This window comes from Planctomycetota bacterium, from assembly GCA_016207825.1.
In the GTDB taxonomy this organism is placed as follows: Bacteria; Planctomycetota; MHYJ01; order JACQXL01; family JACQZI01; genus JACQZI01.
On record JACQZI010000007.1, the window covers coordinates 168,387 to 195,386 of the forward strand.

Consider the following 27,000-nt stretch of genomic DNA (forward strand, 5'->3'; position numbering starts at 1 on the left):
AGAAAGACCGAGAATAAAAACCCTTTTGTCTACTCTGTGCCCTCTGTGGTTATCTCTTTTATTTGACCTCCCCTCCCTATTTTTGATATAAATCTAACCTTAATAACTTATCCGGATAGATTACCTATGAAAACCGATATATTACGCAGGAAATTCCTCTCATTCTTCGAGAGTAAAGGGCATACCGTAATGCCTTCGGCGCCCTTAATCCCGGAAAACGACCAGACGCTCCTTTTCACCGGAGCCGGGATGAATCCCTTCAAGGAATTCTACCTCGGCAAAACCAAACCCCCTTTCCCGCGCATCACCACCGTCCAAAAATGCATGCGCACCGTGGATATCGAAAGGGTCGGCCGGACCGCCGCGCACCATACCTTCTTTGAAATGCTCGGCAATTTCTCCTTCGGCGATTATTTCAAGCGGGAGACCATCGCCTGGGCATGGGAATTCCTGCTCAAAGAACTGAAAATACCGGAAAGCCGTCTCCTCGTTTCCGTTTATAAAGACGACCAGGAATCCTACGATATCTGGCTAAAGGAAATAATGCTCCCGCCGGAAAAGATATATAAACTGGGTGCCAAGGATAACTTCTGGCCCTCGAACGCACCCCTTGACGGTCCCAACGGACCCTGCGGCCCCTGCTCGGAAATATTCTACGACTTCGGCAAAGAACACGGCTGCGGACTGCCGACCTGCAGTATCGAATGCGATTGCAACCGCTTTGTCGAGATATGGAATCTTGTCTTTACCCAATTCGACCGGCAGGAAGACGGCTCTTTGAATCCGCTCCCCCAGAAAAATATCGATACCGGAATGGGTTTGGAACGCCTCGCCGCCGTGATGCAGAACGTCATCAGTAATTTTGAGATAGATATCTTTAAGCCCCTGATAAAAGAAACCGCTGCCATCCTGAAGGTCGAATACGATACAGACCGCGAGGAAGGCGCCCGGATAAAAAGGATTGTTGACCACGCGCGGGCTCTCGTCTTTACCTCTTCAGAAGGATTATTGCCATCCAACGAAGGCCGCGGATATGTCGTGCGCCGGATTCTGCGCCGCGCCGCGCGCGACGGCCGGACGCTCGGAATGAAAGAGCCTTTCATTTATAAGCTTGTTCCGGCGGTCATCAATGTGATGAAAGAAGGCTACCCGGAATTACCCGATAAGGAAAACCACATCGTCCGCATCATCAAGGCGGAGGAATCCAAGTTCCTGGAAACCGTCGAACAGGGCATGGCATTGCTGGATGAAATCATAAACACCCTCGCGCCCAAGGGGATAAAACTCTTCCCGGGCGATGAGGCGTTCAAACTCTACGATACCTACGGATTCCCCATGGACCTGACCGAATCAATCCTGCGCGAACGGGGCTTCAAGCTGGATTTGCAGGGCTACGAAAACGCCATGAAAAACCAGCGCACGCGCTCGCGCGCCTCTTCCCAGATAGCCCAGAAGATATTCGCGGAAACACCCATATCGGAGGTGAAAAGCTTCCTTAAGGAAACCAAGTTCGTCGGCTATGAAGTGACCGAATCCCCCGTCAAAATCGTCGCCATCCTCTCCGGCGGCAAGCTGGTTCCAGATGCAACGAAGGGAACGGAAGTCTCCGTAATTACGGAAAAGACGCCCTTTTACGGCGAAAGCGGCGGGCAGGTCGGTGATACCGGAATCATAAAAAGCGATGCGGTGGAAATATCCATAACCGATACCCAGCATATAGAGGATTACATCATCCATATCGGCAAGGTCAAGAAAGGCTCGGTTAAATCGGGCGAAGTGCTGACCGCTCTGGTGAACCTCGCGCGCCGTAAATCCATCGCGCGCAATCACACGGCAACCCATATTCTCCAAAACGCTTTGCGGAGCATTGCCGGAGAGCATATCGAGCAATCAGGGTCGCTGGTCGAACCGGAACGCCTGCGCTTTGACTTCGCGCATTTTAATCCGCTCTCTCCCGACGAGCTTAAGCTCATCGAAGACCGCGTGAACGATAAAATATTGGAAGGCCTTTCGGTAAATACCCGGCTTCTCACTTTGGAGGAAGCCAAAAAGCAGGGAGCTCTGGCATTCTTCGGCGATAAATACGGGGAAAACGTCCGCATGGTCGAAATCTCCGGTTTAAGCCGCGAGCTCTGCGGCGGCACCCACGTTTCTAATACCGGCGAAATCGGCATGTTTAAAATCATAAGCGAGGCATCAATAGCCTCAGGCACGCGCCGTATAGAAGCGGTCACCGGCACCGGAGCCATCAAACTCTTCCGCGAGGAGGAACAGATTCTAAAAGATATTACGGGATTATTGGAAACCGTCCCGGCAAAGGCAATCGCTAAGACAAAGACGATGCTCGCGGAAATAAAGACCCTGCGCCAGGAAACGAGCAAGTATTGCCAGCAGAATAACCAGGAACTCGCCAAGGAATTTCTCGCCCGCGCGCAGGATTTGAAAGGCATAAAAATAGTCGCGGAACTGCTTCCGGATAAAACCGTAGATGATATGCGCCTGATGAGCGATTCTTTGATGAATAATCCAAGCCCCGTCATTGCGTTTATCGGGACGGAGGCAAATAAGCGCGCGACCATCATACTGGCAATCTCGCCGAAACTCGCGGAAAAGGGGCTGGACGCGGTCGGCATCATCAAGGAAGTGGCGGTAACGATAGGCGGCAGCGGCGGCGGGCGCAAGGACTTCGCGCAGGCAGGCGGCAAGGAACCGGGGAAACTGAAGGACGCCCGCGACCAGTTCCTGAAAATAATTGCTCAAAAGTTATAAGTTACAGGTTACAAGTTATTGTGCAGAAACAGGGCGTTCGCTCCGCTCCGCAAGCTAATGAACAATTGAACTATTTAACAAATGAACTCGGAGTCCCGATTTATCGGGACGGACGTCCCCGAAAGCTAATGAACTATTGAGCCGATGAACAAATGAACCCGGAGTCCCGATTTATCGGGACGAACGTCCCCGAAGCCCGCCTAAGCGGGAGAGCGGGATAACTTCATATGAATTTAATCATCAACGGTCAGCAAAAGGAAATGCCGAACAATCTCACCGTATCGGCGTTATTAACCGAACTCCGTATAAACCCGCTGGGCGTGGCGGTGGAACTGAATCTGAAGATTATCAGCCGGAAGCTATAATCTATTGCGTTAGCGTAATTCTCTTAATTAACCGAATAAATTGTTGACTCAAAAGGTGTAATTTACTACACTTATCGGTGTAATAAGGAGAGCTCATGATTCCTCTACGAAGCGGGATAACCATTAAACTGCTTGATTATTTCTTCCTTAATCCGCAGGAAAGCCTCTATGTCAACGAGTTAAGCCGGAAGCTGGACATGGATAAAAGGAATCTGGTAAAGAAAATAAGGCAATTGGAAAGCGAAGGTATCTTAAAAAGCCAAGCCAGGGGGAATTTAAAATTATATTCCGTTAATAAAGCCTATCCTTTATACGAAGAGCTCAGAAAAATATTCCTTAAAACAATCGGGCTGGAAAGCAGGCTGAAAAAAGCCGCCAAGTCGGTAAAAGGCATCAGGGAAGCTTACATTTACGGCTCTTATGCCGGCAATAAAATGGAAGCTCACAGCGATATTGATTTATTGGTTATAGGCGTCCATAACATCGCACAACTGCAGAAAGGGATTAACCTTTTGCAAAAGGAAACCGGCCGTGAAATAAACACGGTTAATATGGATGAAAACGAATACTGCAAGCGGATTAAGAACAAAGACCCGTTTATTCGCGGCATCTTAAATAAAAAGCATGTCAGGATTATATGATAAAATTCGATGATAAATACTTCAGCCGGTTTAAATTTACGGATGAACAGGTGCGGAAAAACATGGATAATGCCGAGAAGGATTTGGCAATCGCCCGGAAAGACCAAATACCCGAGGTGAAGTTTAATTATGCCTACAGCGCGTTTATTAAATCCGGCATCGCTCTCTTAAGTTATCATGGGGCAAAAGTTAAAAGCGTGCCCGGGCATCACATCAAAATAATTGAGACAACGGCGGAGCTGTTAAAAGATGAAACGATTAACGACCTGGGCAATGTAATGCGGTCTAAACGGAATCGGGATTTATACGACGGCGGGATAGAGGTTACCGGAAAAGAATGCCGTGAATACATTGGCTTTGCGGAAAAAGTGATTGCGAAGATAAAACAACTACTCCTGAACGAATGAGCCCGGAGTCTCGATATATCGGGACGGAGTGGGATAACTTCATATGAATTTAATAATAAATGGCCAGCAAAAAGAAATGCCCGATAACCTGACGCTTTCGGCATTATTAACCGAACTCCGTATAAACCCGCTGGGCGTGGCGGTGGAACTGAACCTGAAAATCATCCCCAAGACCGATTACGCCAAGACGCAGTTAAAAGAAAATGACAAGCTGGAGATTATTTCGTTTGTCGGGGGAGGATAAAGGGAGTTACAGGTTAGAAGTTATATACTTAACTTAAGGCGTCCACAAACTTCATGTCCCATTACCAAAATCCTGCGGTTTATTGACTTCACCTCTGCGTTAATGTATAATTATTAACACTCTAAATAAAAGAAAGGAGCCTTATGGAAAACTTTTCAATGAAGAACGAGATATTCAAACTGTTGATAACCAACAATGTCCCCTTTGAAGGGGCGGAAACAATTCTTTCCCAATGTCTTAACTTTATGAAAAATACCGGAAAACTGGGTGAAGTTGTGCATTCTTTGGGATTGGAACTCTCCAGGTTCAGGCAGAATGAAGCGCTGGAGTTCTATTACGATATAAAAAAGGACGGGGAAGACCTTGCCTATATTTCTAAAGGCTGGGAAGACCCCGGTTTTCGTTTGGGCGAATTGATAATCATCCCGTTTAAAGACCTGAATATATTCAGGCAAAACTCTGATAAAATACTTAATATCTGCTCCACGCAGGTGATTGCCTGCGGCGTTAACGCGACGCCTAAAAGCGAATTGCAGCTGGATTTGACAATCCCCATTTACCAGGACGGGCTGACCGCGAAAACGCTCAAAGACGCTCTGGACACGATGAAAACCTGCGTCACTAAAATCAAGGCGTTCTTCAGATAATAAGAAAGGAGTGTTTATGAGGTATTTAGTGATATTGTTTGTGCTTATGGCTATGCTGAGTGGATGTAGCAGAAAGCCTGCTGTGCCTGAGGCTTTTAAAGGGCAATTAATGAAGTTTTTAGATGCAGGAACCAAGATAAATGTGATGCTGCATGGGCAATTGTCTTATACTGAGTTTAGACAGCAGCTCGCTGATACTAAGGCAGCTCACGATTTAATGGGTTCGATGTGGCCGGGTGCGCTATCGCAAAGCTTTGATGATGGATTTGCGAAGGCAATAGAAGGGTGGGATTTAGTTCTAAGTTTGTGGACGTTTAAAGTGGATGGTGAGTATCCTCCGTCCGAGGTGGGAAATAATGGCTACGATTTCTATGTTGCTTATGAGGGAGATAAAGTGTGGACGGAAGAGTTCAAGAGTGACTGTCCTGATATAAGCAAACGAGGCAAGTTGTTTATTCCTGTTAACGAGAATGTTCGTATAATAGGCGACATAGCTGGTGAAGCGTTTGAGGATGGAAGAAATAAAATATTAAAGGAGTTAGAAAAGTGAAATAAGTGTGCTTTAGGACGTTATATTTATGCAAAGAATAATTGAAAGATTTAATATCTGCGCTACTCAAGTGATTGCCTGCGGCGTTAAATCAACGGATAGAAGCGAACTACAATTAAATTTGACAATTCCCATTTACCAGGGCGGTCTTACCGTAATCACGCTTAAAGATGCCTTGGATACGATGAAAACCTGCGTCACACAAGTAAAAGCTTTTTTCCCGCGGTAAAATATAGGGAGTAAGTTAATGGAAAAAGAAATATATCGGGCAGAGGAAATAACAAATAAGGAAAGGGCGATAATCTACGGAATAATCCGGAAAGACGGCACCGTATCCACCAGATACAGCAGTGAACCGATTTTCCCTGCCAAGTTGGCCGAAGAATTACGCCAAAACGATGACTTAAAACGAAAATGCCCCATAGACGAAAATGGAAACGTTAAAGTAAACGAAATAGATAAAAAAGAAATAACCCGATTAATGATTGATAATAAGGAACAGGTTTTCAGCCGTCTTTGTAGCGAGCGGAGCGAGGATTTGGTAACTTTTACGGTGTTCGAAAGCCTTAATATAATCCATGGTCGGGACGAAAACAATACGCCGTTTGATATCACTCCTTTGCTCGGCGGGCAAAAAGTAAGGTATAGGAATAAAGTCAGGCTTTGGTTTGGAGCAAACGGTGACACCTTGTTTTGGAGGCCGTTAGATGATAAAGATATTCCACCGGATAAATACAATCCGGCTCTTCTGGATACCATAAAGAAAATAGAAATTCATCCCAGGGAAATAGGCGGTCATATACAAAGAACCGAATCGGATGCCGTTCATGTAAACAGCGATAAAAAGACCATGGTGTTTCTGGATGCCAAATTAACTGCCCAATCTTCCCCTTGTTATTCTGCCGAGCAAAAAGCCTGCCGACTTTATGTTAAATGTTCAAGGAGTGATGGGGGGCATCAGAAGGAAAACCATTGCGATTATTGGGGAAGCGATAATTTTGCAGAAAAAGATTTAATTCCCAAATACTTTAATTCCATAAAAAAACCGGAAAACATTTCAGGGGAAGTGGATAACCAAATTGCCTTCTGTAATAAATATTACCAGCTTATGAGAAACTGGCTTTTCGGTAATATACTGGTGGATACAGTTGATGCTTTTAAAGGATGGGATTTCCACCTGGTTCACGTCGGTGATATAAATCACCTGCAAGATATGGAGTTTTACCTTGGGTTTAAAAAGCATTTGAAAGAAATTGATATAGAAGGGCAACCTTCCCGGACATTTGCCTTAACCACTTGGCAGCATATCGCCTCGTCTGTCGGGCAAACATTCCCCGCCGATGAAAAAGCATTGTCTCTTTTGGGTTGGCTTTCCAATCACCCTGTAACAGGCTCTATTTACGGACAACATAATTGCTTATTTCGATAACTGATTAATAAATGGGGACTTTAGCTGTATATAAGTGTAATAACTGCGGAAATCAATTTGAAGCTTCCAAGGGAGGGGGATTTAACTTTGTCGAATATAGGTGTGTTAAATGTGATTATATAAAAGGCGTGCCGAGCAAGAATAAAGGCGGCAAATATTATAAAAAGATTCCCACTAAACTAATAGGTGTATGCAATAAATGCGGAGGTGAACTGGACAATAAACTGCATCCCATGTGTCCGAAATGTAAAAAAAGAGATGTAACAGAAAAAGAAGTATTGTTGTATTATGATTAAAAAACGGTTTAGAAAGAATGTTTTGCTTGGATAATTCAGGGCATCCATCCCGAATTTCAAATCCCCCTTGACACTTGAAGTTTGTAATACATCCCCACGGAAAAAACCTACCATTTCGCTGAGCCTCGGACACCATTATCCACTATGTCTGATAGCAAGGCGCAGAGGAACGGTCTTCATTATGCACAGGATTCCTTAGCATTCCGCACAGGATCGGTCAGCAAGGCGCACCAGACCAGTCACCATTATCCACCGGATTCCTCTCCATTCCGCAATGTATAAGTCACCATGGCGCAGAGGATTCCTCAGCATGATGCAAAGGATTCCTCAGCATGGCGCAAAGAGAGAGACATACTACTCCCGCTCATCCGTTCCAATTCTCATCAGTATTAGCTTCTATCCCTGAGTATGGCAGATTAAACGATTAGTAGTGCCAGTCTCTATGGTCAAGATGGGTACGATAAATGATTAAGAGGGGTAGACTAAATGGCTTAGAGCGGTAGATTAAATGATTAGTAGTGCCGGATTAAATGATAAGGATGGGTAGGATAAATAGTTGAGAGGGGTAGTCTAAATGGTTATGACGGGTAGATTAAATGGCTGGGATGGGTAGACTAAATGGCTATAGTGGGTAGTCTAAATGGTAAAGAGTGGTAGATTAAGTGGTAGGGATGGGTAGGGGGTATGGTACCACCACCCCCAAAAAGTTAGAATACCACTTATTAGCAGGTTTAAATCAATATAAGCAGTAATCAGCCTATTTTAGGCTCTTTTTCGAAATAACCACTACCAAAAAAACACTGTTTTTTGGGTAGACCTCTACCACTTTTTAGGTGTTTTGAAGGGGTTTTGTACACTGATTCAGCAGATTTTGCTGATTTATCCGTTAAATCTGTTTAATCCGCTTACAGAACTCAATATATTAAAAATGGCGTCAAATATACGCGTTTTCATGGAATAAACGGAAAGATTGGGTTGACAAAGTGGAAGAAAATGCTTGACAAAGTGGAATAAATAAGTTGACAAGAATGGATTAGAATGTCAGAATATCAGGATACCAGATGACCAGAAAAAAACAGACTATCAGAAAATCAGAATAACAGAATGCCTAAATCTGATGCTCCCGCCAAAGGCGAGGCTCGCCGAAAGCGGCTGATAATCTGATGCTCTGATACTCTGATAATCTTTAAGCCTATGCCAAGAAGATGTATTTTCATCCAGCTGGATAAATCCGAGATTGCCTCGCTCCAGCACTTTATGTCCCGGATGTCGGTCGAAGGCAACCACCACGCGCGGAAACGCGCCCAGGCAGTCTGGTTTTCCCACGAATTCCATACCGTGGAACGAATCGCCGAAGAACTTTAAACCTCTCCCCGCTCGGTTTACCAATGGCTCAAACTCTATAAAGAAAAAGGGCTGAACGGATTTATTTATCCGATACGCTCCAGGAAATTAACCGCCCAACAGATTGATGAGATTATGTCCGTCAGCGGATGGTCCGCTTATATGATAAAAAGAAGGGTATCCACCGAAGGCTGGTCATCACGCAAAATCGCCCAGTGGATAAAAGACAACTGGAATATAAATATCTCCCATGAACGCTTAAGGCAGATTATAAATAAGAAACTGCGCGGAGGTTAAACATGTCCCCGAATTATACGCGCAAAGAGGTTATTCTTTTATAGGCAACTGGATTGTAATCCTCTCCGAGACGGTGCCTTTCTTGGTATCCATAATCCTGAAAGATAGGTTTACCTCGCCTGTTTTATCCGGCATCCTCAAAAAGAGCTGACGGTTTTTGGAATCGTATCTGAATGACTTCTCGTCCAGGTCAAGTATCTTAACTTCGCCATCCGGTATATTCGCGCCGATAAACGTGATGCCCGCTTCCGCGTTTCTCCTAAGGGTCATTTTAGGAAATTTTACCCCGATGACGCGGATAAAATCCTTCATATCCGCCAGCTTAAACCCGCCGGCGCCGGCCAGGATTGATTTATCGATTTCCCCGGCAAGCGCTTCTATTTTCCGGTAACTATAAGACCAATCCTGCCTCCCGTTTAATACCACCAGGACATTTTTCCGTGTAAAGAAAATCGTTCCGCGGTCGGATTCAGCGGGCAGCCAATAGCAATTATCCCCGAATTTGCCGCCGGATTGGCTGCCTTCTTTGGCTTTTTCCGCGAGCAGTAACGATTCTTCCAGCGCATCAACCGCGCTTTCGGCGTCAGCGAAGACTTTTACTGTCATCTCAAATGAATCCTTGTTGGGTTCGGCAAGCGGCGTCTTCTCATCGTTTTTCCCCTCCTGTTTTTCCGGCCGGACGGTAAAACAGCCCGCCCCGCCTTCAAGCGCGCCTTTCGGGAAAAAGCGGGCCAGCCATTCGGCGCTGTTAAATTCAACTATCTGGTTGCCGTTCACCTCTTTGACAACCCGGAATTTGTATGAGCCAATATGTTTGCCTTTCCTGATTATTTCCTTGGGTTTTTCCCGGCCGGGAGTTTGCTCCTCGGGTTTACTTTTCATTTTGTAGTCGAGGTTTAAATAGATAGTATTATCTGTGGTAAGCTTGGAATCCATATCCGAAGATTCCAGTTCTTCGATTTTCCTCCTGATGGTTTCCTTAAGCAGTGATTTATAGAGTTCGTCAAGCTCGTTTTGGTCGGACGAGGTTTTATCGTCATCCGAAGCGCCGGTAACGATATCTTCTGCTTTAAGGTCTGGGCAAACCGCCGCTAAACACATTAGCGTAATAAGCAAGGTAAATATTTTAATATGCTTTGGCATAAAGATAATCTCTTTCCTTAATGGGTAGTGTAAGATATTTTGGACGGGGTGTCAAGCGAAATTATGCCTGCCGTATCCCCATTCTCAATCTTCTTGACAAATCAGGCGTTTTGGATATAATATGCGGGTTTGAAGTATAGGTTTAACCGGATTAATGAATATATCCCGCTTAACTACGTTGCGGGACGCCCGATTATATGATTAGGTGGAACGGGCGCTGATAAAGCTGATGATATTTTTGAACTGTCCCACTCCGTCCCCCGACGTTACGTCGGGAGACTGCGGGGACGCTTGATTTATACTTGATTTTAGTAGAAGCGGAGGTTATTGTCTATGCCCAAAGAAATCAGATACGATGAGAATGCATGGAAATCCCTTAAAACCGGTATTGAAAAATCAGCCCGGGCAATCAAATTCAGCCTGGGACCCAGAGGACGCAACGTCATGCTCGACCAGGGCTGGGGCAGTCCCAAGATAATCAAGGACGGCAACGACATCGCCGATGAAATCGAGCTTTCCGACCCTTACGAAAACCTCGCCGCCAATATGGTCAAGCAGGCCGCTTCCAAAACCAATGACATGACCGGCGACGGCTCCACCACAACCGTGGTCCTGACCGAAGCCATCTTTATGGAAAGCTTAAAGCACGTCAATTCCGGCGCCAACCCAATGGCCGTCAGCCGCGGCATCGGCAAGGCCGCCGATTTCGTCATCAAGGAACTCAAGAAAGCCTCCAAGCCCGTAACTTCCAACGAACAGATTAAATATATCGCCACGGTCGCCGCGGGGAACTCTCCCGCCGTGGGCGAGATGCTCGCCAACGCCATGAAAAAGGTCTCCAAAGACGGCGTCATAACCATCGAGGAAGGCAAAGGCATAGAAACCGAAACGAAAATAGTCGAAGGCATGCAGTTCGACCGCGGATATATCTCACCTTATTTCATCACCGACCAGGAAAACCTGAAGGTGGAGCTAAACGAGCCTTACATCCTGGTTTACGAAGAGAAACTTGCCAGCACCATAGACTTAATCCCGCTACTGGAAAAGATAGCCCAGACCAAAAAGCCGCTTTTGATTATCGCGGACGAGGTGGAAGGCGATGCGCTGGCAATGCTCGTGGTCAATAAGACCAAAGGCATCCTCCAATGCGCCGCGGTCAAGGCGCCCGGCTACGGCGACCGCAGGAAGGAAATGCTGGAAGATATCGCCATCATGACTGATGCCGAAGCGATTTATAAGGATTTGGGCATAGATTTAAAGACGCTCTCCCTTGATAAACTGGGGCGCGCCAAAAAGGTGGTCATAGATTCGGAAAACACGACCCTGATGGAAGGCGCCGGCGCAACTAAGAAAATAGAGGCGCGGATAGCATCCATCCGTAAGGAAATAGAAAGAAACGATTCGGATTACGATAAAGAAAAACTGCAGGAACGTTTAGCGCGCTTAGCGGGCGGAATCGCCCAGGTGAATGTCGGCGCGGCAACGGAATCCGAACTTAAGGAAAAGAAATCGCGCGCGGAATCCGCCCTCCACGCAGTCAAGGCCGCTAATGAGGAAGGCTTTGTCACCGGTGGCGGAGTTACACTCTTAAAGCTTGCGGAGAAACTCGACAGCCTGAAACTGTCGGGAGATGAACAGCTCGGAACGGAAATAATGAAAAAGGCCTTGGCCATGCCCATCAGGCACATCGCCGGCAATGCCGGGCAGGATGGGTCATTGGTTATCAGGAAGATGGAACAATCCAAGGATGTTAATTTCGGCTACGACGCGGATAAAGAGGAGTTTACGGATTTGGCAAAGCGCGGGATACTGGACCCGGCGAAGGTCGTCCGTTGCGCCATCCAGAACGCTTCCAGCGTCGCCCAGCTTATTTTGACGGCAGGGGCGGCGATTATTGAAGCGCCTGAGGAAGAAGAGAAAGACGAAGAAACGCGGGGAGAATAACGACACACCCCTCACTCCCCTCTTATTAGAGGGGACTTAAATATCCCCTCTTGAGAGGGGGCAGGGGGTGTGTTACCGAAGGCTTTATTGTTTTAGAGTTACTAAATAGACTATGTTAAACAAAGCTTTATTGGTGCTAATCGGTTTCGCTATCGCATTCAGCGGGGTTAATCCATCCTTCGCTAAGGAGGAAAAGGAAAAAGTTCCCAAGGGCTTGAAGACAAAGACGGAAATAAACTATGAATTTAAAAAAGAATCAGGCAAATACAAAAAGACCTTATACGCTAAGAGTATTTACCAATACGATATTAAGGGTAAAGAAACTGATCGGAGCGTTTATAATACAGATGGTAAGTTAGCATCTAAGATACTTTTAAAATATGATAACAATGGCAATAAGATTGAATGGGATTTGTATGATGCCAATGATAAGTTAAAAAGCAAAGACCGTTATGAATATGATAACAAAGGCAATTGTATTCAGCTGGCTCAATACGATGGTGATGCTAAATTAACATGGAAAGCTCTTGCCAAATATGACGACAAAGGCAATATGATTGAGTTTGCTGTATATGCGATAAAGGAAGAATCCGGCAAGGAACAGGAAATCTTGGTATCCCAGACAAACTGGGAATATGAGTTTTATCCGGAGGAGAAGAAATAGTTATTAGAGTATATGTTATAACCGTTACCCCCCTCTGTCATTCCCGTGGAAACGGGAATCCAGAAGAGGGAATAACTGGATTCCTGCTTGCGCAGGAATGACCCCATTCAAAGATGTTAATTAATATTTAGTAAGAAGGAGTAAAACCATGAAAATAAGGCCGTTGAGCGACAAGATTGTGGTAAAACCATTAGAAGGCGAAACAAAGACTAAGGGCGGAATCGTCCTGCCGGATAACGCCAAGGAAAAACCCCAGAAGGGCGAAGTCATCGCCGTGGGCGAAGGCAGAGTCCTTAAGAACGGATCACTTGCCAAGCCGGTCGTTAAAAAAGGCGATATGGTTATCTACGGAAAATATTCCGGCAACGAGATGAAACTCGATGAAACCACCTATGTTATTATGAAGGAAGACGAGGTGCTGGCCAAGATAGAATAGATAACAGAATACCAGAAAACCAGATTATCAGATGAATAATTCATCAGAGATTTAACCCTCTGATATTCTGATGATCTGATATACTGATGCTCATTTATAAAAGGAGGAACTATGCCCAAACAAATAATGTTCGATGATGCCGCCTGGCAAAAGGTGCGTACCGGAATCGCCAAAATCACGGATACCATGAAAGTGACTTTAGGACCGACCGGCAAGAACGTCATTATCCAGAAATCTTTCGGCAATCCGGAAACCGCCAACGACGGCAAGACGATTGCCAAGGAAGTGGAGCTTCCTGACCCATTCGAGAATATGGGCGCCAAGATGATTGCCGAAGCCGCCGAGAAAACCGCCGAGGTAGTCGGCGACGGCACAACGACAGCGGCGATACTCACCCAGTATATCTATGAAAACGGCTTAAGGTATGTCGTTTTCTGCGCGAATCCTTCCTACATTAAAAAGGGAATCGACCGGGCAGTCGCGCTCACTGTTGAAAAGCTTAAAGGGATGTCCGTTCCAATCAAGAATAAATCCGATTACCAGAAAATCGCGACCATCTCGGCAAACCACGACGAAACCGCCGGCAAACTCATCGCGGACGCGATAGAGAAAGTCGGCAAGGAAGGCGTCATCACCGTGGAAGAAAGCAAAGGCCGCGAGACGACGCTTGAATTCGCTGAAGGAATGGATTTTGACAAGGGCTATATCTCGCCCTACTTCATAAATAAAGCGGATAACTTCACCGCGGAGCTTTCCGACCCGTATATCCTTATCAGCGAAAAGAAAATAACCAACGCGCAGGAACTCCTGCCGATACTGCAGAAAATACTCCTGACCGGCAAGCCTCTCCTTATCATCGCCGAGGAATTGGAAGGCGACGCGATGACGCTTCTGGTAACCAATAAACTGCAGAATGTCCTCTCCGTCTGCGCGGTCAAGGCGCCGGCATTCGGAGACCGGAAGAAAGCGATGCTTGAAGATATCGCCGCGGTTACCGGAGGCGAGATGCTTTCAGAGGAAAGCGGGCGGAAGCTTGAAAATATCACGCTCGATGAGCTCGGCCGCGCCAAGATGGTCCGTGTGGAAAAGGAAAAGACCACCATCATCGAAGGCTACGGGGAAAAGAAAGCCATCAACGCGCGCATAGAACAGATAAGGAAACTCCTTAAAACGACCACCTCGGATTACGATAAAGAGAAATACGAGGAGCGGCTCGCCAAAATACAGGGCGGTGTGGCGCTGATTAAAGTCGGCGCGCCGACCGAACCGGCCATGAAGGAAAAGAAAGCCGCCGTGGAAAACAGCGTCCACGCGGTCAAGGCGGCCAGGGATGAGGGAATTCTTCCGGGCGGCGGTATCGCATACTTAAGGATTATCCCTGACTTAAAGAAGCTGGAAAAATCCGTTGACGATGAAAACGAGAAAATAGGCGTACGTATCGTGGCGGAAGCCTTAAAAACGCCTTTAAGACAGATTGCCATAAACTCCGGACACGACGGCTCGGCGATTGTCGAAGAAGCCGCGGAAGGTAAAGGCAACACCGGCTTTAACGCGATGACCGGCAAATTCGTCGATATGCTCGATGAAGGAATAGTCGACCCGACCAAGACGATGCGCCTGGCATTACAGAACGCCGCGAGCATCGCCGGTATGATGCTGACTTCACGCACCATGATTACGGATTTGAAGGAAAAGAAGGAACAGATTGAAGGCAGCGTGAAATAGCAATTGTTATGTCTGAAAAGAAAGATTATTATGAAATTATCGGCGTCCACAAGGGCGCTTCGGAAGAAGAGATAAAGAAATCGTTCCGCCAGCTGGCGCTTAAATACCATCCGGACCGGCATCCGACCGATAAGGAAGAAGCGGAAAAGAAATTCAAGGAGATCGCCGAGGCATACGAGGTTTTAAGCGACCCGGAAAAGCGCGCCCAATACGACCGTTTCGGACACGCCGGACTGGGCGGGTTCACCAGCCGCGGATTTTCATCTATCGAAGATATCTTTGACGTCTTCGGCAATGTCTTTGAAGGAGACAGCATATTTTCCAGTTTATTCGGGGGCGGTGGAAGGCGCCGCGCCAGGGGAACAAATCTCAGGGTCGAGGTGACCATACCTTTCCGCGAGGCGTATTCCGGAGTGGAAAAGACGATTAACTTAAAGCGCAACGAAATCTGCCCTGAATGCAAGGGACTGGGCGCCAAGAAGAACGATATTGTCACCTGCAACAAATGCGGCGGCCGGGGCGAAGTCACCCAGAGCCACGGATTTTTCTCCGTGCGAACGGCGTGCCCTTATTGCGGCGGGCAGGGCAAGATGATTAAAAAGGCGTGCTCCTATTGCCAGGGCACCGGAATGGTGAAAAAGGAGCGCGAGATAAAACTGAAAATACTGGCCGGGATAGAGGATTCTTCCCGTATGCGCGTAGCAGGCGAAGGCGAGCCATCGCGCGAGGACGGTTCGGTCCGCGGGGATCTTTACTGCGATATCTTTGTCGCGCCGGACCCAATATTCGACCGCTATGAACTAGATATCGTCTGCGAAATGCCGATTACCTACAGCCAGGCGGCGCTGGGCGCGGAACTTGACGTGCCTACCTTGAAAGACGGGCCGGCTAAGCTTAAAATACCCGCCGGAACAAAGAGCGGACATATCTTCAACCTAAAAAGCTTGGGATTCCCGGATTTGAGAGGCAAACACCGCGGAAGCCAGATAGTCCGTGTGACCATAGACCCTCCGGATAATATTTCCAAAGAGCAGGCGGAGCTGATAAAAAAACTGAGTCAGTTTGACGATATTAAGAATATCAATACAATCCGTAAAATCAGGACGCAGGAAAAAGTATCATGATGAAAAAGAAGAATCAGGAAAAGCCTTCGGGACTGGTGATGCCGGACGGAACGCCTATTGTCTCCCAGCCTAAGCCCGAACCGCCCGCCCCGAAAAACCAGCCGGAGCCGGCAACGCCACTGGATAAAATCTGCCGGGCAATTTCCGATGACGCGGCGTTACTCAAGAAAGTGGAAACGGATATAGAGGCTTTAAGAAAAACGGTCAAGGAAAGGGAGGAATTCCTGGATTTACTCCAAAGGACGCAGGCGGATTTTTCCAATTACCAGAAACGCATCAAACGGGAAAAGGAATGCTGGGAAAAATACCAGGATGAATCTATTTTGAAGGAACTGATGCCGGCCTTTGATAACCTTAATAAGCCGCTTGAAATGAAATGCGAATCAGCGGACGCCAAATGCATACAGGAAGGCGTGGATTTAACCCGCCGGGAATTATTAAGAATCCTGGAAAAGCGCGGGATTACCGTGATGAAAACCATCGGGGAAAAGTTTAATCCCGCCCAGCACGAAGCCGTTGCCACTATAGAATCCGATAAGCACCCTGAAGGCATAATAATGGAAGAAGTCCGACCGGGCTTTATACTCCACGACCGCGTTATCCGCCCGGCGCAGGTAAAGGTGAGCACGCCACCCAAACAAAACACGAACCTGCCCGAATGACTTTGGTCAGGCGGGTAACACGAATACAACGAATCCCACGCAGAAGTAATTGCTTGATTCCGTTTATAAATCCTACCGATATAATAGATTATGCCGGAAAAACACTCTGACAAGGCAAAGGAAGCAACCGTAGCCGGTTCCGCCAAAATCATCAGCGCCTGTATCATGCTTTCGCGCGTCTTAGGATTTATCCGCGATATGTTATTTACGACATTTTTCGGATGGATTGGGGACGCCTTCTTTTTCGCCTTCATGATTCCCAATCTCTTCCGTAAGCTCTTCGGCGAAGGGGCGTTATCCAGCGCCTTTATCCCGACCTTCTCCGATTACATCCATAATAAAGAGCGCACGGAGATGCAGAGATTCCTGAATATCATCATCACCACGCTGACGATATTCCTTATGGTGATTTCTGCGGTTATCGTCGCAATTTCATTTCTCATACCGGATATGGCGAATATGTTCCCATCGCAAAAGGACCCGGGGTTTTATCCGCTATTCGCCTCGCTTTTGAGGATAATGATTCCCTATATGCCTATTATCTGCCTGGTCGCCCTTTTGACGGCAATCTTAAACAGCCTTAAGCACTTTGCCATGCCGGCCTTGGCGTCGGTCGTATTAAATATCTCCTGGATAGCGGCGTTCCTAGTGGCGCCGTTATTTACGCCTGCCCCGGAAAAGCAGGTCGTCGTGATTGCCTGGGGCATTATTATCGGTGGGTTGCTGGAACTGGTTATGCAGATACCTTCGCTTATCAAACGGAAGATAGGCTATAAGCCGCAGGTAGATTTCAAGAATGAAGGCTTTAAGAAGATACTGAAACTGATGGGTCCGGCGACCTTCGGGCTGGCCATCGTCCAGATAAACCTGATGGTGGATGTCATTATTGCGCGGGCGTTTGTCAGGGAAGACGGCGCGATTTCCGCCCTTTATTTCAGCAACCGCATCATGCAATTGCCGCTGGCGATTATCGGCATCTCCATGGCGATTGCCGTATTCCCGTTCCTTGCCGAATACATCAGCAAAAAGAATATTTGCGGGATGAAGCAAGATCTGGCGAAGTCTCTCAGGCTCACTATGTTCATCGCGATTCCGGCATCTATCGGCCTAGTTGTCTTGTGCGTGCCGGTTGTAGATTTGGTATATAATATTTTGCCTAAGTTCTTATTCCACGGCAAAGGACTTGATAACGCGGCGGTAACGCGCACGGCCGCGGCGCTTGCCTGTTACGCCATCGGCATCTGGGCATATGGTGGCTTGCAGATAATCAACCGCGCTTTTTACGCCTTTAACGACATGAAAACGCCGGTCAAGATTGGCGCCATGATGGTTATGATGAATGTTGTCCTTAACCTTATCCTGGTCCAATACATGCAGGAAGCCGGGATTGCGCTGGCGACGGCGATAACGGCGCTGGCCAATTTCTTTACGCTGTTTTATCTACTTGAGAAAAAGACCTGCACTGGAGAGACTGAGGTGTTTGGCAAGTGGCAACGGGCAGAGTTTTCCAAGTCATTTATCTCCGGCTTTATTATCGCGCTTATTATGGGAGCCGGTTGCTATTTCATGCTCCTGGCGATGCCGGAACCGATTGATAAAATAGAAATACTCTGGGTCGGGCTGATGAAGGTGATAATCCCGGTAACCGGCGGCGTGATTTTATATATGCTCATTTCTCTGGTATTCGCACGCGAAAACTTCAAGGAATTCTGGGTTAATGCGGGCTTGAAACGCAAGGCAAGAAAGAATAAGTAAAAGCTGCGCTTCGTCTCTCATTCTTCCAAGGCTATATCATCGGAGGTATTGTCTTTGCCATCCGGGCCGAGTGATTTTAGATTATATTGATGCTCGTCAACGAGCTCGTAAATAATTTCATTACCCCATGGATCTTTAAGCATGTTTTTATCCATAAAAGATCCTTTATCATCATGTTCCAGAGTTAGGAAAAGTAACCCTTCGTCCGTGGCCGGATACTTTGCGTAACAGCACTTGTATTTCTCCAGGGCATATTGGATTCCTCTAAGGCGGCTTTCCGCCGAGATAATCATGGCCTTGGCCCTTTCAGCGGACAGCTTTTCATAGTATTCAGGGGCGTATTTTTTTACGACTTCTTCTACAAGCGCGTTTTCCTTGCTCAGATCGCCGCCGGTCAGCTCGGCACTTAATGTCTCGCCTTCTTTCAACAAGCTTTGTTCCCTTTGCGCCAGTTTTTCGTCAACCCGCAATTCAGGCAATTTCTCCTTCTGCGCCTCGATATCCACCAACTCCTTTATGATTTCTGCCATCCGCATTTTCTTGGCTTCAACCGGGTTATCAGGTACCGTCTCAACGGGAGTTGTTGCCGAAGGATTGACTGCCTCCTTTGGTGATTCCTTTTTGCAGGCGCCTAACGGAATTATAAGAGCTACCAGCAAATTCAGGACAATAATTCTTATGAATTTATTCATACTCGCCTCCTTATGTTAACACTTATTTATCGGAATTTGGTATGCTTAGAATTGACACTTTTCGATTATTATGGTATAGACTTTTTATAAACAGATTAAATCCCGCTCCCTCCCGCTGGGGCGGGACCAGCCCTGACCCCGAATGCTTTCGGGGTCGGGGGTAATTGAAAGGAGCGAATCATGGACACGAGAGCAATAATTTTCATCATAATCGCCATATTCGGATGGGGAATTGCCGCGGTCTTCGATAAGATGGCCCTTAAGACAGGCGATTCTTTCTCCGGGCTGACCATCCGGGCAGCGGTGGTTTTTGTCACCATGGCGCTTCTGGCGGTTTTCTCCGGCAAGAGCCAATCCATTATAACTCTCGTCCGGAGTGATATGCGCTCAACATTGTATTTTGCCGCCAGTGGAATACTCGCCGGTTTTATCGCCATGGTCGCCTATTACGCGGCCTTGCGGCTGGCGCCGAGCTCGCAGGTAGTCCCGATATCATCGGCGTATCCTTTGGTTACGGCGCTTTTTGCCATGTTCCTATTAAAAGAAACCGTTTCCGTCCAACAATGGCTGGGAATTTTACTCATTATGATAGGAATTTACCTGGTGCAGGTTAAGCCGACCACATAGCTTATTAATTTTATTTGACAGGCAATAGCCTTTTGGATTAATATAGAAGGCGTAATCACTAAAGAAGGAGATAATTATGGGACCAATTCCGATAAATCCGTGGGAAGTGGCAGATAATTCAGTCGCATTCCTGTTTTCTCTTTTTACCACCGCCGCACTGACATACCTGGTCTGGAAAGTGATGAATAGTTTCCTGGATTTATTCGTGGGAAAAGGCATGGCCTTTCTGGGCGCGGTCTTCTCGGCCGTCTTGGTAATGTCGGCGGGATTACAGGTCTCGGTCAGCTTCCTTGAAAGCGCGCGGACCATTTATATTTTACAGGGACTGATTGCGGGTATCGTCCGGACGATTAACGCCTGCATCGCACCGCGCTGGATGAATCCGCTGGAATTCCTTATTTTCGTTTCTTTCGGCCTTTATATTTGCTACTGGCTCCATACGCGCTTCGCGCCCAAGCATACGGCGGACGATTTAAGACGCAAGATTGACCGCGCACTGGAAGACAATAGCTCCAAGGAAAAATCCTATCCGTATTAAACACTTACCGCAACATAATGGCTTGGAACTTTTCCGAATGGCTATACCTGCCCCGCATCCATTTTATGGTCAGAACCACAAGTATGGAATTCTTGCCGGCATCGCGCACGGCGGGACTTACCGGTTCCAAAGAAACGAATTCGAGGTCATAGCTGTAATTAGGAGGGAAAGAAGGATGTTTCTGGTCGTATAAGCTTTGCGGGGTATCCCCGATAGCTTTAAGCTTTGCGGAAATCTCGGAAAAGATGGTGGTGGCATAAGAGGTCAGCGTCAAATCGGTTACGCCCTGGTAAAGCGAATGGGTGCCCCGGCCCAGAAGTGAAAATATACTGGATAAACCAATTGCCAAAACAAGCAAAGCAATAATAACTTCAAGCAAGGTAAAGCCCTTAATGACCTCGCGTTGACAACCGTATTTTTTACCTGTAATCATATCTATAATGCCACACTCACCTACGGTCTCCGCCCGCTTTCATCCCGCACAAGACGGGATTACGGGGACGTCGCTGTTGCTCCGCTGGTAACAAAATACAACAATTGTTTTAAGGTTTCTCCGTAAATGACAAATGCCCCGCTTGGATGGTCCGCCTTTGCGGTATTACGAGCGCCGCGCTGGCTGACCTTTATGTTGTTACCGCTGAAGCCGGAAAACTCAATCCATTCCTGATCTATTTTAACGTATTCAGAAGGCGCTGGTAATCCGTTGGTATTGCTGACAAGCAATGTATTATCGTTATCTGTCCTCAGCGTGATATAAGGCTCCGGAAATACCGAGGGCTTCAAGACCACTTCAAGCTCTATCGCGGGGGGCAATGTCTGTTTTACCACCAGCGTATTTTCATCCGAAGAAGGCTTAAGGGTGTCTTTATCCTGAGGCAAAGAATCCCATTTTTTCTCTGTTTTAGAACTGTCAATAACCAGCTTGACCCCAAAATAGACAACATCTTCAAAAAGCGTCTCCTGGGTGGATAGAGGGAAACTTCCTGAGATGTATTCTTTATCCACAAAAAATTTAACGGCCGTGGCTTTATCAAGTACGCTGCGGCATAGGGTTGTTTTACCCGAAGCATTCGTTCTAATGTAATACATCACCCGGATAACCCTTTTAGAGGGTATATTACCGGAGCTGAATTCATACATGTTATCGCTGTCGGTCCGGACAAGATAAACCCAATGGTTACCTGCCTGGTCGATATCGGTATAAAAACTCGGCTCTTTTACGCTGATATCATCAGGCAACGGCTTGTTCCCGACGATATCTTTAATAACTTCTCTGGTTTCTTTTTCCAAATAAACGCTTTCCATGTCGTTTCTTAATGTTTCCAGTATTATCTGTCGGCGGTCGGTAACATCACCCTGCCGTTCGCTCCCGCGCCATAAATCAAAAGACACCTTGATAAGCCCGGCAAGCAACACGCATAAAAAGGAAAATATGCTTATGGCGATAAGGAGTTCAATAAGAGTTAACCCGTCTTTCTGTTTCAGTTTAATCATCTACTTTTCCTGGTTGGTTCTTATGAGATTTGGCTTTTCGTATTCCACCCACAAACCGCGTAAGGCCGGTGAATATTTCCAATCATCGCTTAAGAATGCGCCGCTCAGGTATTCCACGAAAGTCAGAACTTCTATCTGGTCGGATTTAAAATCGAACTCGTTGGCCCCGTCCGGCGCGGTAAATTCAAAAATACCGCCTTCTTCATTGGTCGGGTCGGTATCCCATGCGGGAAGCGAATTAAACCTAACCAGCATTTTTATCCTTACGTTAGGACGGCCGGAGCCGTCATCATCCCACTTCAGGTTTTTCCATTTGGCATCAATCATTCTTGTGGCCGACTTGAAATACGCCATGGTTGTATCAAACGCACCCACCTGGTAACGGTCAAAATAACGGAAAGGAATCCCGACTGCAAGCGTATTCTGGCTGTGCGGAAGTGGCATGGTGCCGAAGGAACCGCGGTATATACCCCTGTAGTTTTTGTCATACGGCATATAGGGGTCGTTCCCCGACAGTCCTGAATAACCGATCACCTCGTTATCAGCCAGAATATAACCTTCGGTCATGAAAGTCGACTGCGTGGTAAACGTAATATAACTATCCTCGGCTGAAATATCCGTATCAAGTACGCCGATAGGGATGAAAGCCATATGCATGGCGCGCTGGCTGTTATCATGAGTCTGGATAGGCGACTCAAGAAAACCGCGCTTGCAATTAATCAGTTGCCGACCTGAAGCACTAATGCTGACATAACCGATAATTTCATCGCCTATTTTTATCAAGCCGGGTTCGCCCAAGCCGCTTACATTATTCATGGTAATCGGGTCGCCGGAAGCAGGGCTGTCCGGAAGAATATCCATGGCGGATTTGAAATCGCCTTTGTTGGTCCGGAAGAATTTCACCTCATCAATCATACCGTCAAAACTTACCGGGATTTCGCCGTCAATAAACGGGCATTTGCTTCCGGCATAGCATTTTTCCGGTATATAAGAAAGCAGTTCGTCTGACGGGAATTTGAGAAGTCTGGTAATATTATTATCTACCGGATATTCCCGGCTGACATTATCCGTAAAAGTCAAAAGCCATTGGTTATTGATATAACGGAGGCGGCTTATGATGCATTCCTCCTTATCCAGGGTCTGGTCAGGCTCGATGATAGTCACCCTGTCGCCTCCTCCGGAATAAGGCGACTTGGCGGCGATGACCTGCATTATTTTAGACCCAACAGTCTGTGTCATTGCGCCGGTCCAGTAAAGTCCCCTTTGGAAATTGAGAGGCGTAGTGCCGTTGACAATCCCGATAAAATAATCGGTTCCTTCCCTCTGCACTGGCCCTAGCCATTCATCGCCGATTTCGATAATCCCGCGGTCCGGGTAATTAGTATTATCCGTAACCTTTAGAGAATATAATTTAGTCTCGTTCCGGTCTCCATGAAAAGCGGCGGTTGTGGATACCATTCCTCGCTGGCAGCCGGTAAAACAGCCGACGGTTACGGTCGGGGTGCTGATTTCGTTGATTTGAATCATCCCATCGCCGTTTAAATCGTTTTCTATATAATCAATTACATCCATCGTCCCTTTACCGGAATAGAAAATAACCTCTGACCCTATCACAAGATAACCTTCACCCGGAAAATCGTCTATCGTGCATGTCCTGGTATAGTTCGTATATGCATAGGTTTGTGTATTATAGACCGAGTAAGAAATATCACAAGGGGTAATCGGTATCTGCGAATCGGCTGCCAGAATTCCTTCTTCCTGCAACACATTACCTAAACCATCCAATATTTCCGGCTTGCAAACTTGGACTCGGGGCATGAATTGGGGTAATTCGGTCGCCACGGTTGCCCCGCCGGTTTTTATCCTGGAACTATCCAGCGCCGGATAACCGCTTAAGGTTATGTTGCTTTTAAGCACATTGGCGTATCCATACATGGTTACCTTGGCGCCAGCCGGGTGTTTTTTAATCGTCGTCCCCCGCGCCCCACGCCCGTGATAAGCAAGGATATCCGGCTGTCCCGGAGTAGGATTCGGGATCCAAACCTGAACGACGCGCAGCCCACCGCCGGCTGTCCCGCTGTATTCAATAGCTTCATCGCCGATTTCCACCACCCCGCTCGGAGGGAATAAACCGGCAAAGGTCATCGGGATAATAAGTCCTGCTCCGTCCGGCGTGGTTATATCAACCGAATCGGTTAGTTCCGCGGAAAGCTCACCCACCAAATCCTGCCCGCCGATATTATGTGAAAAATTACCGACCGGTTTCCCATCCAGGAATAAAGCCATCTGGGCGTATTTAGTCCCTTTCCAGTAAGCACCCAAATGATACCAGGTATCGGCTCTGAGCGTTACGTTTGCCTTGATCTGTGAGAATTCCTGGGCAACGGTCGCATCACACGCCTTAAGAATAAGCTCGCCTCCGGCATAATAAAGCACAATGCGGTTTTCATAATCCCGCTGGCCGATATCAAAGAAATATAAGGGGGAAACAATTGTGTTTATCTTCACCCACATTTCCACCCCGCCGGGCATGATATCCAGGTTCTGCATGGTAAAAATATTACTTGCCGTGTAGCTCACGGGATTCCCCTGTAAATCTATTCCCTCATGCGTATCGTTGAAATGGTCGCTTAAGACTATACTGTTACCGCGCGTATCCGTACTTGCCTTAAGCTTCAATTCTCCTTTATCGGGGTCGCGCGAATGGTCCGGAAGCACATCCGGGTTGGTTGTCACCAAATTAGTTAAATTAGGATAAGTGCTAAACATGGCGGCATTACCGTAAGGAGATAGAAATTCCCTGTCGAAATCATACTGGCTTTCAATCCCCCACTTATTTGTTCCCGGCGGCGTGATATCAATAACCTCTCTTTTGGTCACCATGGTTGCCTCGTTTCCGGTGGGGTAATTCACAATCCCAGCTGAAACCGCGGTGTATTTATCGTATGAACGCACACAAAACGGGACTGTCGCGGTAAAAGTCCCTTCGATTAAATCATTGAATTCGGATTTACCGAGGTTGTTATTATAAAGAACATTACGCTGGTAACCGGTGATATCGGTTGCCGATACGCAGGCATCAAGCAGGAGATAATATTCGGTGATATCGGTAAATCCACCGGCTTTGACGTTCGCCCTTATCTTTTCCGTCACCTTTTCCGCTTCCTCTTCAGTCACGCGGTAATCGCGCTCCTCCCAAATCCACTCTTTGGCAATATCGTCCCAAACCGCTTCATAACCGTGCCAGCCCACGCCCAACAAATTAGCCTTAAGCACCTCATCCGGTGCCGTATTTATGTTTATGGGATGGATTTGGGCAACCTCTATGACCGTAAAAGGCGAACGAAATTCCTCCGGCACATCACGGTCCAAATACACGCTTCTGGGTCCGGGGACGGTGTACCACTCTTCTCCCGGAGGGGGCCCGCCCGGCCCCGGCGGAGGCGGCGGGTAATGTTGCGGATGGTCGCTTATCGATACGGGATAAATTCCGTAACATACCGTGCACTGTTTTGTCGGAATCACATAGGAACGGGCAAAGAATTGCTTATCGCCCTTGGTCAATCGGATGCGTGCCCCATCCCGGCGATACCGCCCTGATACGGGAGCAGTAAATATTGTCCGGGTCGTTTGCGTCGCCTCGTCAAAATAACAACCGCGCATCTGCACCGGTTCTATCCATTCATCCGAACAATACGAATATTCGGTAATAAAATCTTCCAGCTTTACCCCCTGCAAACTACTCATGATAGTCTTGAGATTGCGCATGATTGCCTCCGGCGCCGAACGGATATTGATTTTTCCCTGCTCGTCAAAAATATCAACACCCCAGATATCGCCCCGCGGGTCCGGCACCTTGGTTAAAAAGGAAAACGCGTCCATATTCACCTTTAATTCCTGGGGGGTATCAACATCCGTATTTGTATAAGGCGGAACCGAACCTGCCTGCGTTTCGTAGGTGTCGTGTGTTTGGTAAAGACATGTGATAGCGGTATTACGCGCCGACTGCGCGTCATAGCGCGCCTGGTTGACAAAAAAGGTATTCCTGGTAATGCGCTCCTTGAAAAACATGGAAATGACAAAAGGTATTGCCAGCGCCACCAGGCTAGCCAGAATCAAAACCACAATCACCAGCGCCAAACCCCGCTCACGCTTCTTCATTTAGCCTCCACCATTCCCGACGAATTTATTGTAATGCTAAAAGACTCCCTGTTAGCCGGCCAGGCCATCCCGATAGTTGCCGTGGTTGCCCCGCTTAAATTTCCTTTGCTGTCAAACGTCACTGTTATTTTATTATCTATCGGCGCTATACTGGATGTAATTTCCACGCTCGGTGGATCCAGCTTGGTCAGATCGGTTGCCGCAATCGTGCTGATTTTAACCTCGTCCATTTTTCCGTAAAAAGGCGTATCCTGAAGCGAAAGCATCATAGGATTGAATTCCTTGGCCTGGGTCGTTCCGCTGATTTGGGCAACCAGGCTGTCGTTCAGCCAAACTTTTAAATCACCCCATTGCATGTTGTAAAGATTAGGCAAACGCGCTTCGTAAACCATTTTAAGCCGTGACCATCTTTCCAGCGGGACGATTCCTTTCATTGAAGTCGTTTGGACATCTCCGAATTTGGCGACCAATTCCCTATCATCGGTCAGCATCAGGAAATATTTGCTGTCCGCAGGCGATTCATCTTCGACAACGGGCATGCGCAAAATAATCTGGTCGGTCTGGCTGACCGGATAAATCCATAGGTCTATCATCAGGGACGTTTCGTTTCCCTTTAAGACAAGCTTTCCGCAATCTACCTCCCCGGCTCCGTTAAAAGCCAGTCCCCTGCCGAAACGGCCCTCCGGTGCAAGCTCAATAAGCCCGGTAAACTGGGCATCATTGCCGAAAGCGCCGGTGACTTTACCCATCGTGCCGTCTTCCATATGCCACAGGCGGCTATTGCGCCTGACCAAAAGGTAAACCTCTTTCTTGGAAAGGTCAAAGATAACCGAGGATGGTTCTTTCTGGGTAATCGCCTGGCTGCGTGCGCTTCTCAGCATGGAAACAATCGAGCCCTGGGTTGCCTGGAAGCCGAATTGCTTGTTCGCGGTGGAAATAAAAGCTATGCCCACGCCGGAAAGCATCGCGATAATGGTTATCACCACAATTAGCTCTATTAGCGTAAATCCGCCGCTCTTTTTCCCCGCGCATTTCATATATATTGG

25 protein-coding genes are annotated in these 27,000 nt (G+C 47.3%); 19 read left to right on the forward strand and 6 right to left on the reverse strand.

Going from position 1 to position 27,000, the window contains the following annotated elements:
- Positions 1–126 precede the first annotated feature (126 nt).
- The 10 genes from alaS (at position 127) to HY811_02550 (ending at position 8,713) form a co-directional block, all read left to right on the forward strand.
- Positions 127–2,769, forward strand: a complete 2,643-nt coding sequence (gene alaS / locus HY811_02505) for an alanine--tRNA ligase (GenBank protein MBI4833678.1) — start codon at positions 127–129, stop codon at positions 2,767–2,769.
- Between the two features lie 227 nt (positions 2,770–2,996).
- Positions 2,997–3,134: a sulfur carrier protein ThiS gene (gene thiS, locus HY811_02510; protein MBI4833679.1), complete on the forward strand. Its 138-nt coding sequence runs from the start codon at positions 2,997–2,999 to the stop codon at positions 3,132–3,134.
- Between the two features lie 95 nt (positions 3,135–3,229).
- A complete protein-coding gene (locus HY811_02515; protein ID MBI4833680.1) occupies positions 3,230–3,775 on the forward strand; it encodes a nucleotidyltransferase domain-containing protein in 546 nt (181 codons plus the stop codon).
- Positions 3,772–4,182 (forward strand): hypothetical protein, encoded by a 411-nt coding sequence (locus HY811_02520; GenBank protein MBI4833681.1) that lies wholly within the window; start codon positions 3,772–3,774, stop codon positions 4,180–4,182. The genes HY811_02515 and HY811_02520 overlap by 4 nt, the downstream gene beginning before the upstream one ends.
- Before the next feature lie 43 nt (positions 4,183–4,225).
- Positions 4,226–4,426 carry a sulfur carrier protein ThiS gene (thiS, locus tag HY811_02525; protein MBI4833682.1) on the forward strand — a complete coding sequence of 67 codons (201 nt, stop codon included), beginning with the start codon at positions 4,226–4,228 and terminating at the stop codon, positions 4,424–4,426.
- Between the two features lie 143 nt (positions 4,427–4,569).
- Positions 4,570–5,073, forward strand: a complete 504-nt coding sequence (locus tag HY811_02530) for a hypothetical protein (protein ID MBI4833683.1) — start codon at positions 4,570–4,572, stop codon at positions 5,071–5,073.
- Positions 5,074–5,089: 16 nt separating this feature from the next.
- Positions 5,090–5,623, forward strand: a complete 534-nt coding sequence (locus HY811_02535) for a hypothetical protein (GenBank protein ID MBI4833684.1) — start codon at positions 5,090–5,092, stop codon at positions 5,621–5,623.
- Positions 5,624–5,651: 28 nt separating this feature from the next.
- Positions 5,652–5,852 (forward strand): hypothetical protein, encoded by a 201-nt coding sequence (locus tag HY811_02540; GenBank protein ID MBI4833685.1) that lies wholly within the window; start codon positions 5,652–5,654, stop codon positions 5,850–5,852.
- Positions 5,853–5,870: 18 nt separating this feature from the next.
- On the forward strand, positions 5,871–7,052 hold the full coding sequence (locus HY811_02545; protein MBI4833686.1) for a hypothetical protein: 1,182 nt from the start codon (positions 5,871–5,873) through the stop codon (positions 7,050–7,052).
- 1,490 nt (positions 7,053–8,542) lie between these two features.
- On the forward strand, positions 8,543–8,713 hold the full coding sequence (locus HY811_02550) for a hypothetical protein (protein MBI4833687.1): 171 nt from the start codon (positions 8,543–8,545) through the stop codon (positions 8,711–8,713).
- Positions 8,714–9,019: 306 nt separating this feature from the next.
- Here the strand turns inward: HY811_02550 and HY811_02555 are convergent, their stop codons facing one another.
- Positions 9,020–10,132, reverse strand: a complete 1,113-nt coding sequence (locus HY811_02555; protein ID MBI4833688.1) for a hypothetical protein — start codon at positions 10,130–10,132, stop codon at positions 9,020–9,022.
- 333 nt (positions 10,133–10,465) lie between these two features.
- Here HY811_02555 and groL (HY811_02560) point away from each other — a divergent pair, with 333 nt between their 5' ends.
- The 7 genes from groL (HY811_02560) (at position 10,466) to murJ (ending at position 18,442) form a co-directional block, all read left to right on the forward strand.
- Complete coding sequence (groL, locus tag HY811_02560) at positions 10,466–12,076, forward strand: chaperonin GroEL (GenBank protein ID MBI4833689.1); 1,611 nt, start codon at positions 10,466–10,468, stop codon at positions 12,074–12,076.
- 112 nt (positions 12,077–12,188) lie between these two features.
- Positions 12,189–12,740 carry a hypothetical protein gene (locus HY811_02565; GenBank protein ID MBI4833690.1) on the forward strand — a complete coding sequence of 184 codons (552 nt, stop codon included), beginning with the start codon at positions 12,189–12,191 and terminating at the stop codon, positions 12,738–12,740.
- A 148-nt stretch (positions 12,741–12,888) separates the two neighbouring features.
- Positions 12,889–13,176 carry a co-chaperone GroES gene (locus HY811_02570; protein ID MBI4833691.1) on the forward strand — a complete coding sequence of 96 codons (288 nt, stop codon included), beginning with the start codon at positions 12,889–12,891 and terminating at the stop codon, positions 13,174–13,176.
- A 111-nt stretch (positions 13,177–13,287) separates the two neighbouring features.
- The gene (groL, locus tag HY811_02575) at positions 13,288–14,901 is read left to right on the forward strand and encodes a chaperonin GroEL (protein ID MBI4833692.1); all 1,614 of its coding nucleotides are present in this window, start codon (positions 13,288–13,290) and stop codon (positions 14,899–14,901) included.
- 8 nt (positions 14,902–14,909) lie between these two features.
- On the forward strand, positions 14,910–16,025 hold the full coding sequence (gene dnaJ, locus HY811_02580; GenBank protein ID MBI4833693.1) for a molecular chaperone DnaJ: 1,116 nt from the start codon (positions 14,910–14,912) through the stop codon (positions 16,023–16,025).
- Complete coding sequence (gene grpE / locus HY811_02585; protein MBI4833694.1) at positions 16,022–16,687, forward strand: nucleotide exchange factor GrpE; 666 nt, start codon at positions 16,022–16,024, stop codon at positions 16,685–16,687. The genes dnaJ and grpE overlap by 4 nt, the downstream gene beginning before the upstream one ends.
- Positions 16,688–16,777: 90 nt before the next feature.
- On the forward strand, positions 16,778–18,442 hold the full coding sequence (murJ, locus tag HY811_02590) for a murein biosynthesis integral membrane protein MurJ (GenBank protein MBI4833695.1): 1,665 nt from the start codon (positions 16,778–16,780) through the stop codon (positions 18,440–18,442).
- A 17-nt stretch (positions 18,443–18,459) separates the two neighbouring features.
- On the opposite strand, the gene HY811_02595 is transcribed toward murJ, so the two are convergent.
- Positions 18,460–19,134, reverse strand: a complete 675-nt coding sequence (locus tag HY811_02595) for a type II secretion system protein GspG (GenBank protein ID MBI4833696.1) — start codon at positions 19,132–19,134, stop codon at positions 18,460–18,462.
- Between the two features lie 180 nt (positions 19,135–19,314).
- Between HY811_02595 and HY811_02600 the strand changes: the two genes are divergently transcribed.
- Positions 19,315–19,761, forward strand: a complete 447-nt coding sequence (locus tag HY811_02600; protein ID MBI4833697.1) for an EamA family transporter — start codon at positions 19,315–19,317, stop codon at positions 19,759–19,761.
- 76 nt (positions 19,762–19,837) lie between these two features.
- Positions 19,838–20,299 carry a hypothetical protein gene (locus tag HY811_02605; GenBank protein ID MBI4833698.1) on the forward strand — a complete coding sequence of 154 codons (462 nt, stop codon included), beginning with the start codon at positions 19,838–19,840 and terminating at the stop codon, positions 20,297–20,299.
- A 4-nt stretch (positions 20,300–20,303) separates the two neighbouring features.
- On the opposite strand, the gene HY811_02610 is transcribed toward HY811_02605, so the two are convergent.
- From HY811_02610 to HY811_02625, 4 genes are read right to left on the reverse strand one after another with little or no spacing between them, the layout of a single operon-like run.
- Positions 20,304–20,732, reverse strand: coding sequence for a prepilin-type N-terminal cleavage/methylation domain-containing protein (locus HY811_02610; GenBank protein MBI4833699.1), 429 nt, complete (start codon positions 20,730–20,732; stop codon positions 20,304–20,306).
- A 59-nt stretch (positions 20,733–20,791) separates the two neighbouring features.
- Positions 20,792–21,793, reverse strand: coding sequence for a type II secretion system protein (locus HY811_02615; GenBank protein MBI4833700.1), 1,002 nt, complete (start codon positions 21,791–21,793; stop codon positions 20,792–20,794).
- Positions 21,794–25,954 carry a hypothetical protein gene (locus tag HY811_02620; protein ID MBI4833701.1) on the reverse strand — a complete coding sequence of 1,387 codons (4,161 nt, stop codon included), beginning with the start codon at positions 25,952–25,954 and terminating at the stop codon, positions 21,794–21,796.
- Positions 25,951–26,991, reverse strand: a complete 1,041-nt coding sequence (locus HY811_02625) for a prepilin-type N-terminal cleavage/methylation domain-containing protein (protein MBI4833702.1) — start codon at positions 26,989–26,991, stop codon at positions 25,951–25,953. Before HY811_02625 ends, HY811_02620 begins: the two co-directional genes overlap by 4 nt.
- Positions 26,992–27,000: the final 9 nt, after the last annotated feature.

Excerpts from the sequence above, each read along its gene's own strand:
- HY811_02555 (MBI4833688.1), bottom strand. The coding sequence starts at position 10,132 with ATGCCAAAGCATATTAAAATATTTACCTTGCTTATTACGCTAATGTGT.
- HY811_02515 (MBI4833680.1), top strand. The coding sequence starts at position 3,230 with ATGATTCCTCTACGAAGCGGGATAACCATTAAACTGCTTGATTATTTC.
- alaS (MBI4833678.1), top strand. The coding sequence starts at position 127 with ATGAAAACCGATATATTACGCAGGAAATTCCTCTCATTCTTCGAGAGT.
- HY811_02550 (MBI4833687.1), top strand. The coding sequence starts at position 8,543 with ATGCCAAGAAGATGTATTTTCATCCAGCTGGATAAATCCGAGATTGCC.
- groL (MBI4833692.1), top strand. The coding sequence starts at position 13,288 with ATGCCCAAACAAATAATGTTCGATGATGCCGCCTGGCAAAAGGTGCGT.
- HY811_02535 (MBI4833684.1), top strand. The coding sequence starts at position 5,090 with ATGAGGTATTTAGTGATATTGTTTGTGCTTATGGCTATGCTGAGTGGA.
- HY811_02545 (MBI4833686.1), top strand. The coding sequence starts at position 5,871 with ATGGAAAAAGAAATATATCGGGCAGAGGAAATAACAAATAAGGAAAGG.
- dnaJ (MBI4833693.1), top strand. The coding sequence starts at position 14,910 with ATGTCTGAAAAGAAAGATTATTATGAAATTATCGGCGTCCACAAGGGC.
- HY811_02615 (MBI4833700.1), bottom strand. The coding sequence starts at position 21,793 with ATGATTAAACTGAAACAGAAAGACGGGTTAACTCTTATTGAACTCCTT.
- thiS (MBI4833682.1), top strand. The coding sequence starts at position 4,226 with ATGAATTTAATAATAAATGGCCAGCAAAAAGAAATGCCCGATAACCTG.
- HY811_02620 (MBI4833701.1), bottom strand. The coding sequence starts at position 25,954 with ATGAAGAAGCGTGAGCGGGGTTTGGCGCTGGTGATTGTGGTTTTGATT.
- HY811_02595 (MBI4833696.1), bottom strand. The coding sequence starts at position 19,134 with ATGAATAAATTCATAAGAATTATTGTCCTGAATTTGCTGGTAGCTCTT.
- HY811_02570 (MBI4833691.1), top strand. The coding sequence starts at position 12,889 with ATGAAAATAAGGCCGTTGAGCGACAAGATTGTGGTAAAACCATTAGAA.
- HY811_02520 (MBI4833681.1), top strand. The coding sequence starts at position 3,772 with ATGATAAAATTCGATGATAAATACTTCAGCCGGTTTAAATTTACGGAT.
- HY811_02540 (MBI4833685.1), top strand. The coding sequence starts at position 5,652 with ATGCAAAGAATAATTGAAAGATTTAATATCTGCGCTACTCAAGTGATT.
- HY811_02565 (MBI4833690.1), top strand. The coding sequence starts at position 12,189 with ATGTTAAACAAAGCTTTATTGGTGCTAATCGGTTTCGCTATCGCATTC.
- murJ (MBI4833695.1), top strand. The coding sequence starts at position 16,778 with ATGCCGGAAAAACACTCTGACAAGGCAAAGGAAGCAACCGTAGCCGGT.
- grpE (MBI4833694.1), top strand. The coding sequence starts at position 16,022 with ATGATGAAAAAGAAGAATCAGGAAAAGCCTTCGGGACTGGTGATGCCG.
- HY811_02600 (MBI4833697.1), top strand. The coding sequence starts at position 19,315 with ATGGACACGAGAGCAATAATTTTCATCATAATCGCCATATTCGGATGG.
- HY811_02625 (MBI4833702.1), bottom strand. The coding sequence starts at position 26,991 with ATGAAATGCGCGGGGAAAAAGAGCGGCGGATTTACGCTAATAGAGCTA.
- HY811_02610 (MBI4833699.1), bottom strand. The coding sequence starts at position 20,732 with ATGATTACAGGTAAAAAATACGGTTGTCAACGCGAGGTCATTAAGGGC.
- HY811_02530 (MBI4833683.1), top strand. The coding sequence starts at position 4,570 with ATGGAAAACTTTTCAATGAAGAACGAGATATTCAAACTGTTGATAACC.
- HY811_02605 (MBI4833698.1), top strand. The coding sequence starts at position 19,838 with ATGGGACCAATTCCGATAAATCCGTGGGAAGTGGCAGATAATTCAGTC.
- thiS (MBI4833679.1), top strand. The coding sequence starts at position 2,997 with ATGAATTTAATCATCAACGGTCAGCAAAAGGAAATGCCGAACAATCTC.
- groL (MBI4833689.1), top strand. The coding sequence starts at position 10,466 with ATGCCCAAAGAAATCAGATACGATGAGAATGCATGGAAATCCCTTAAA.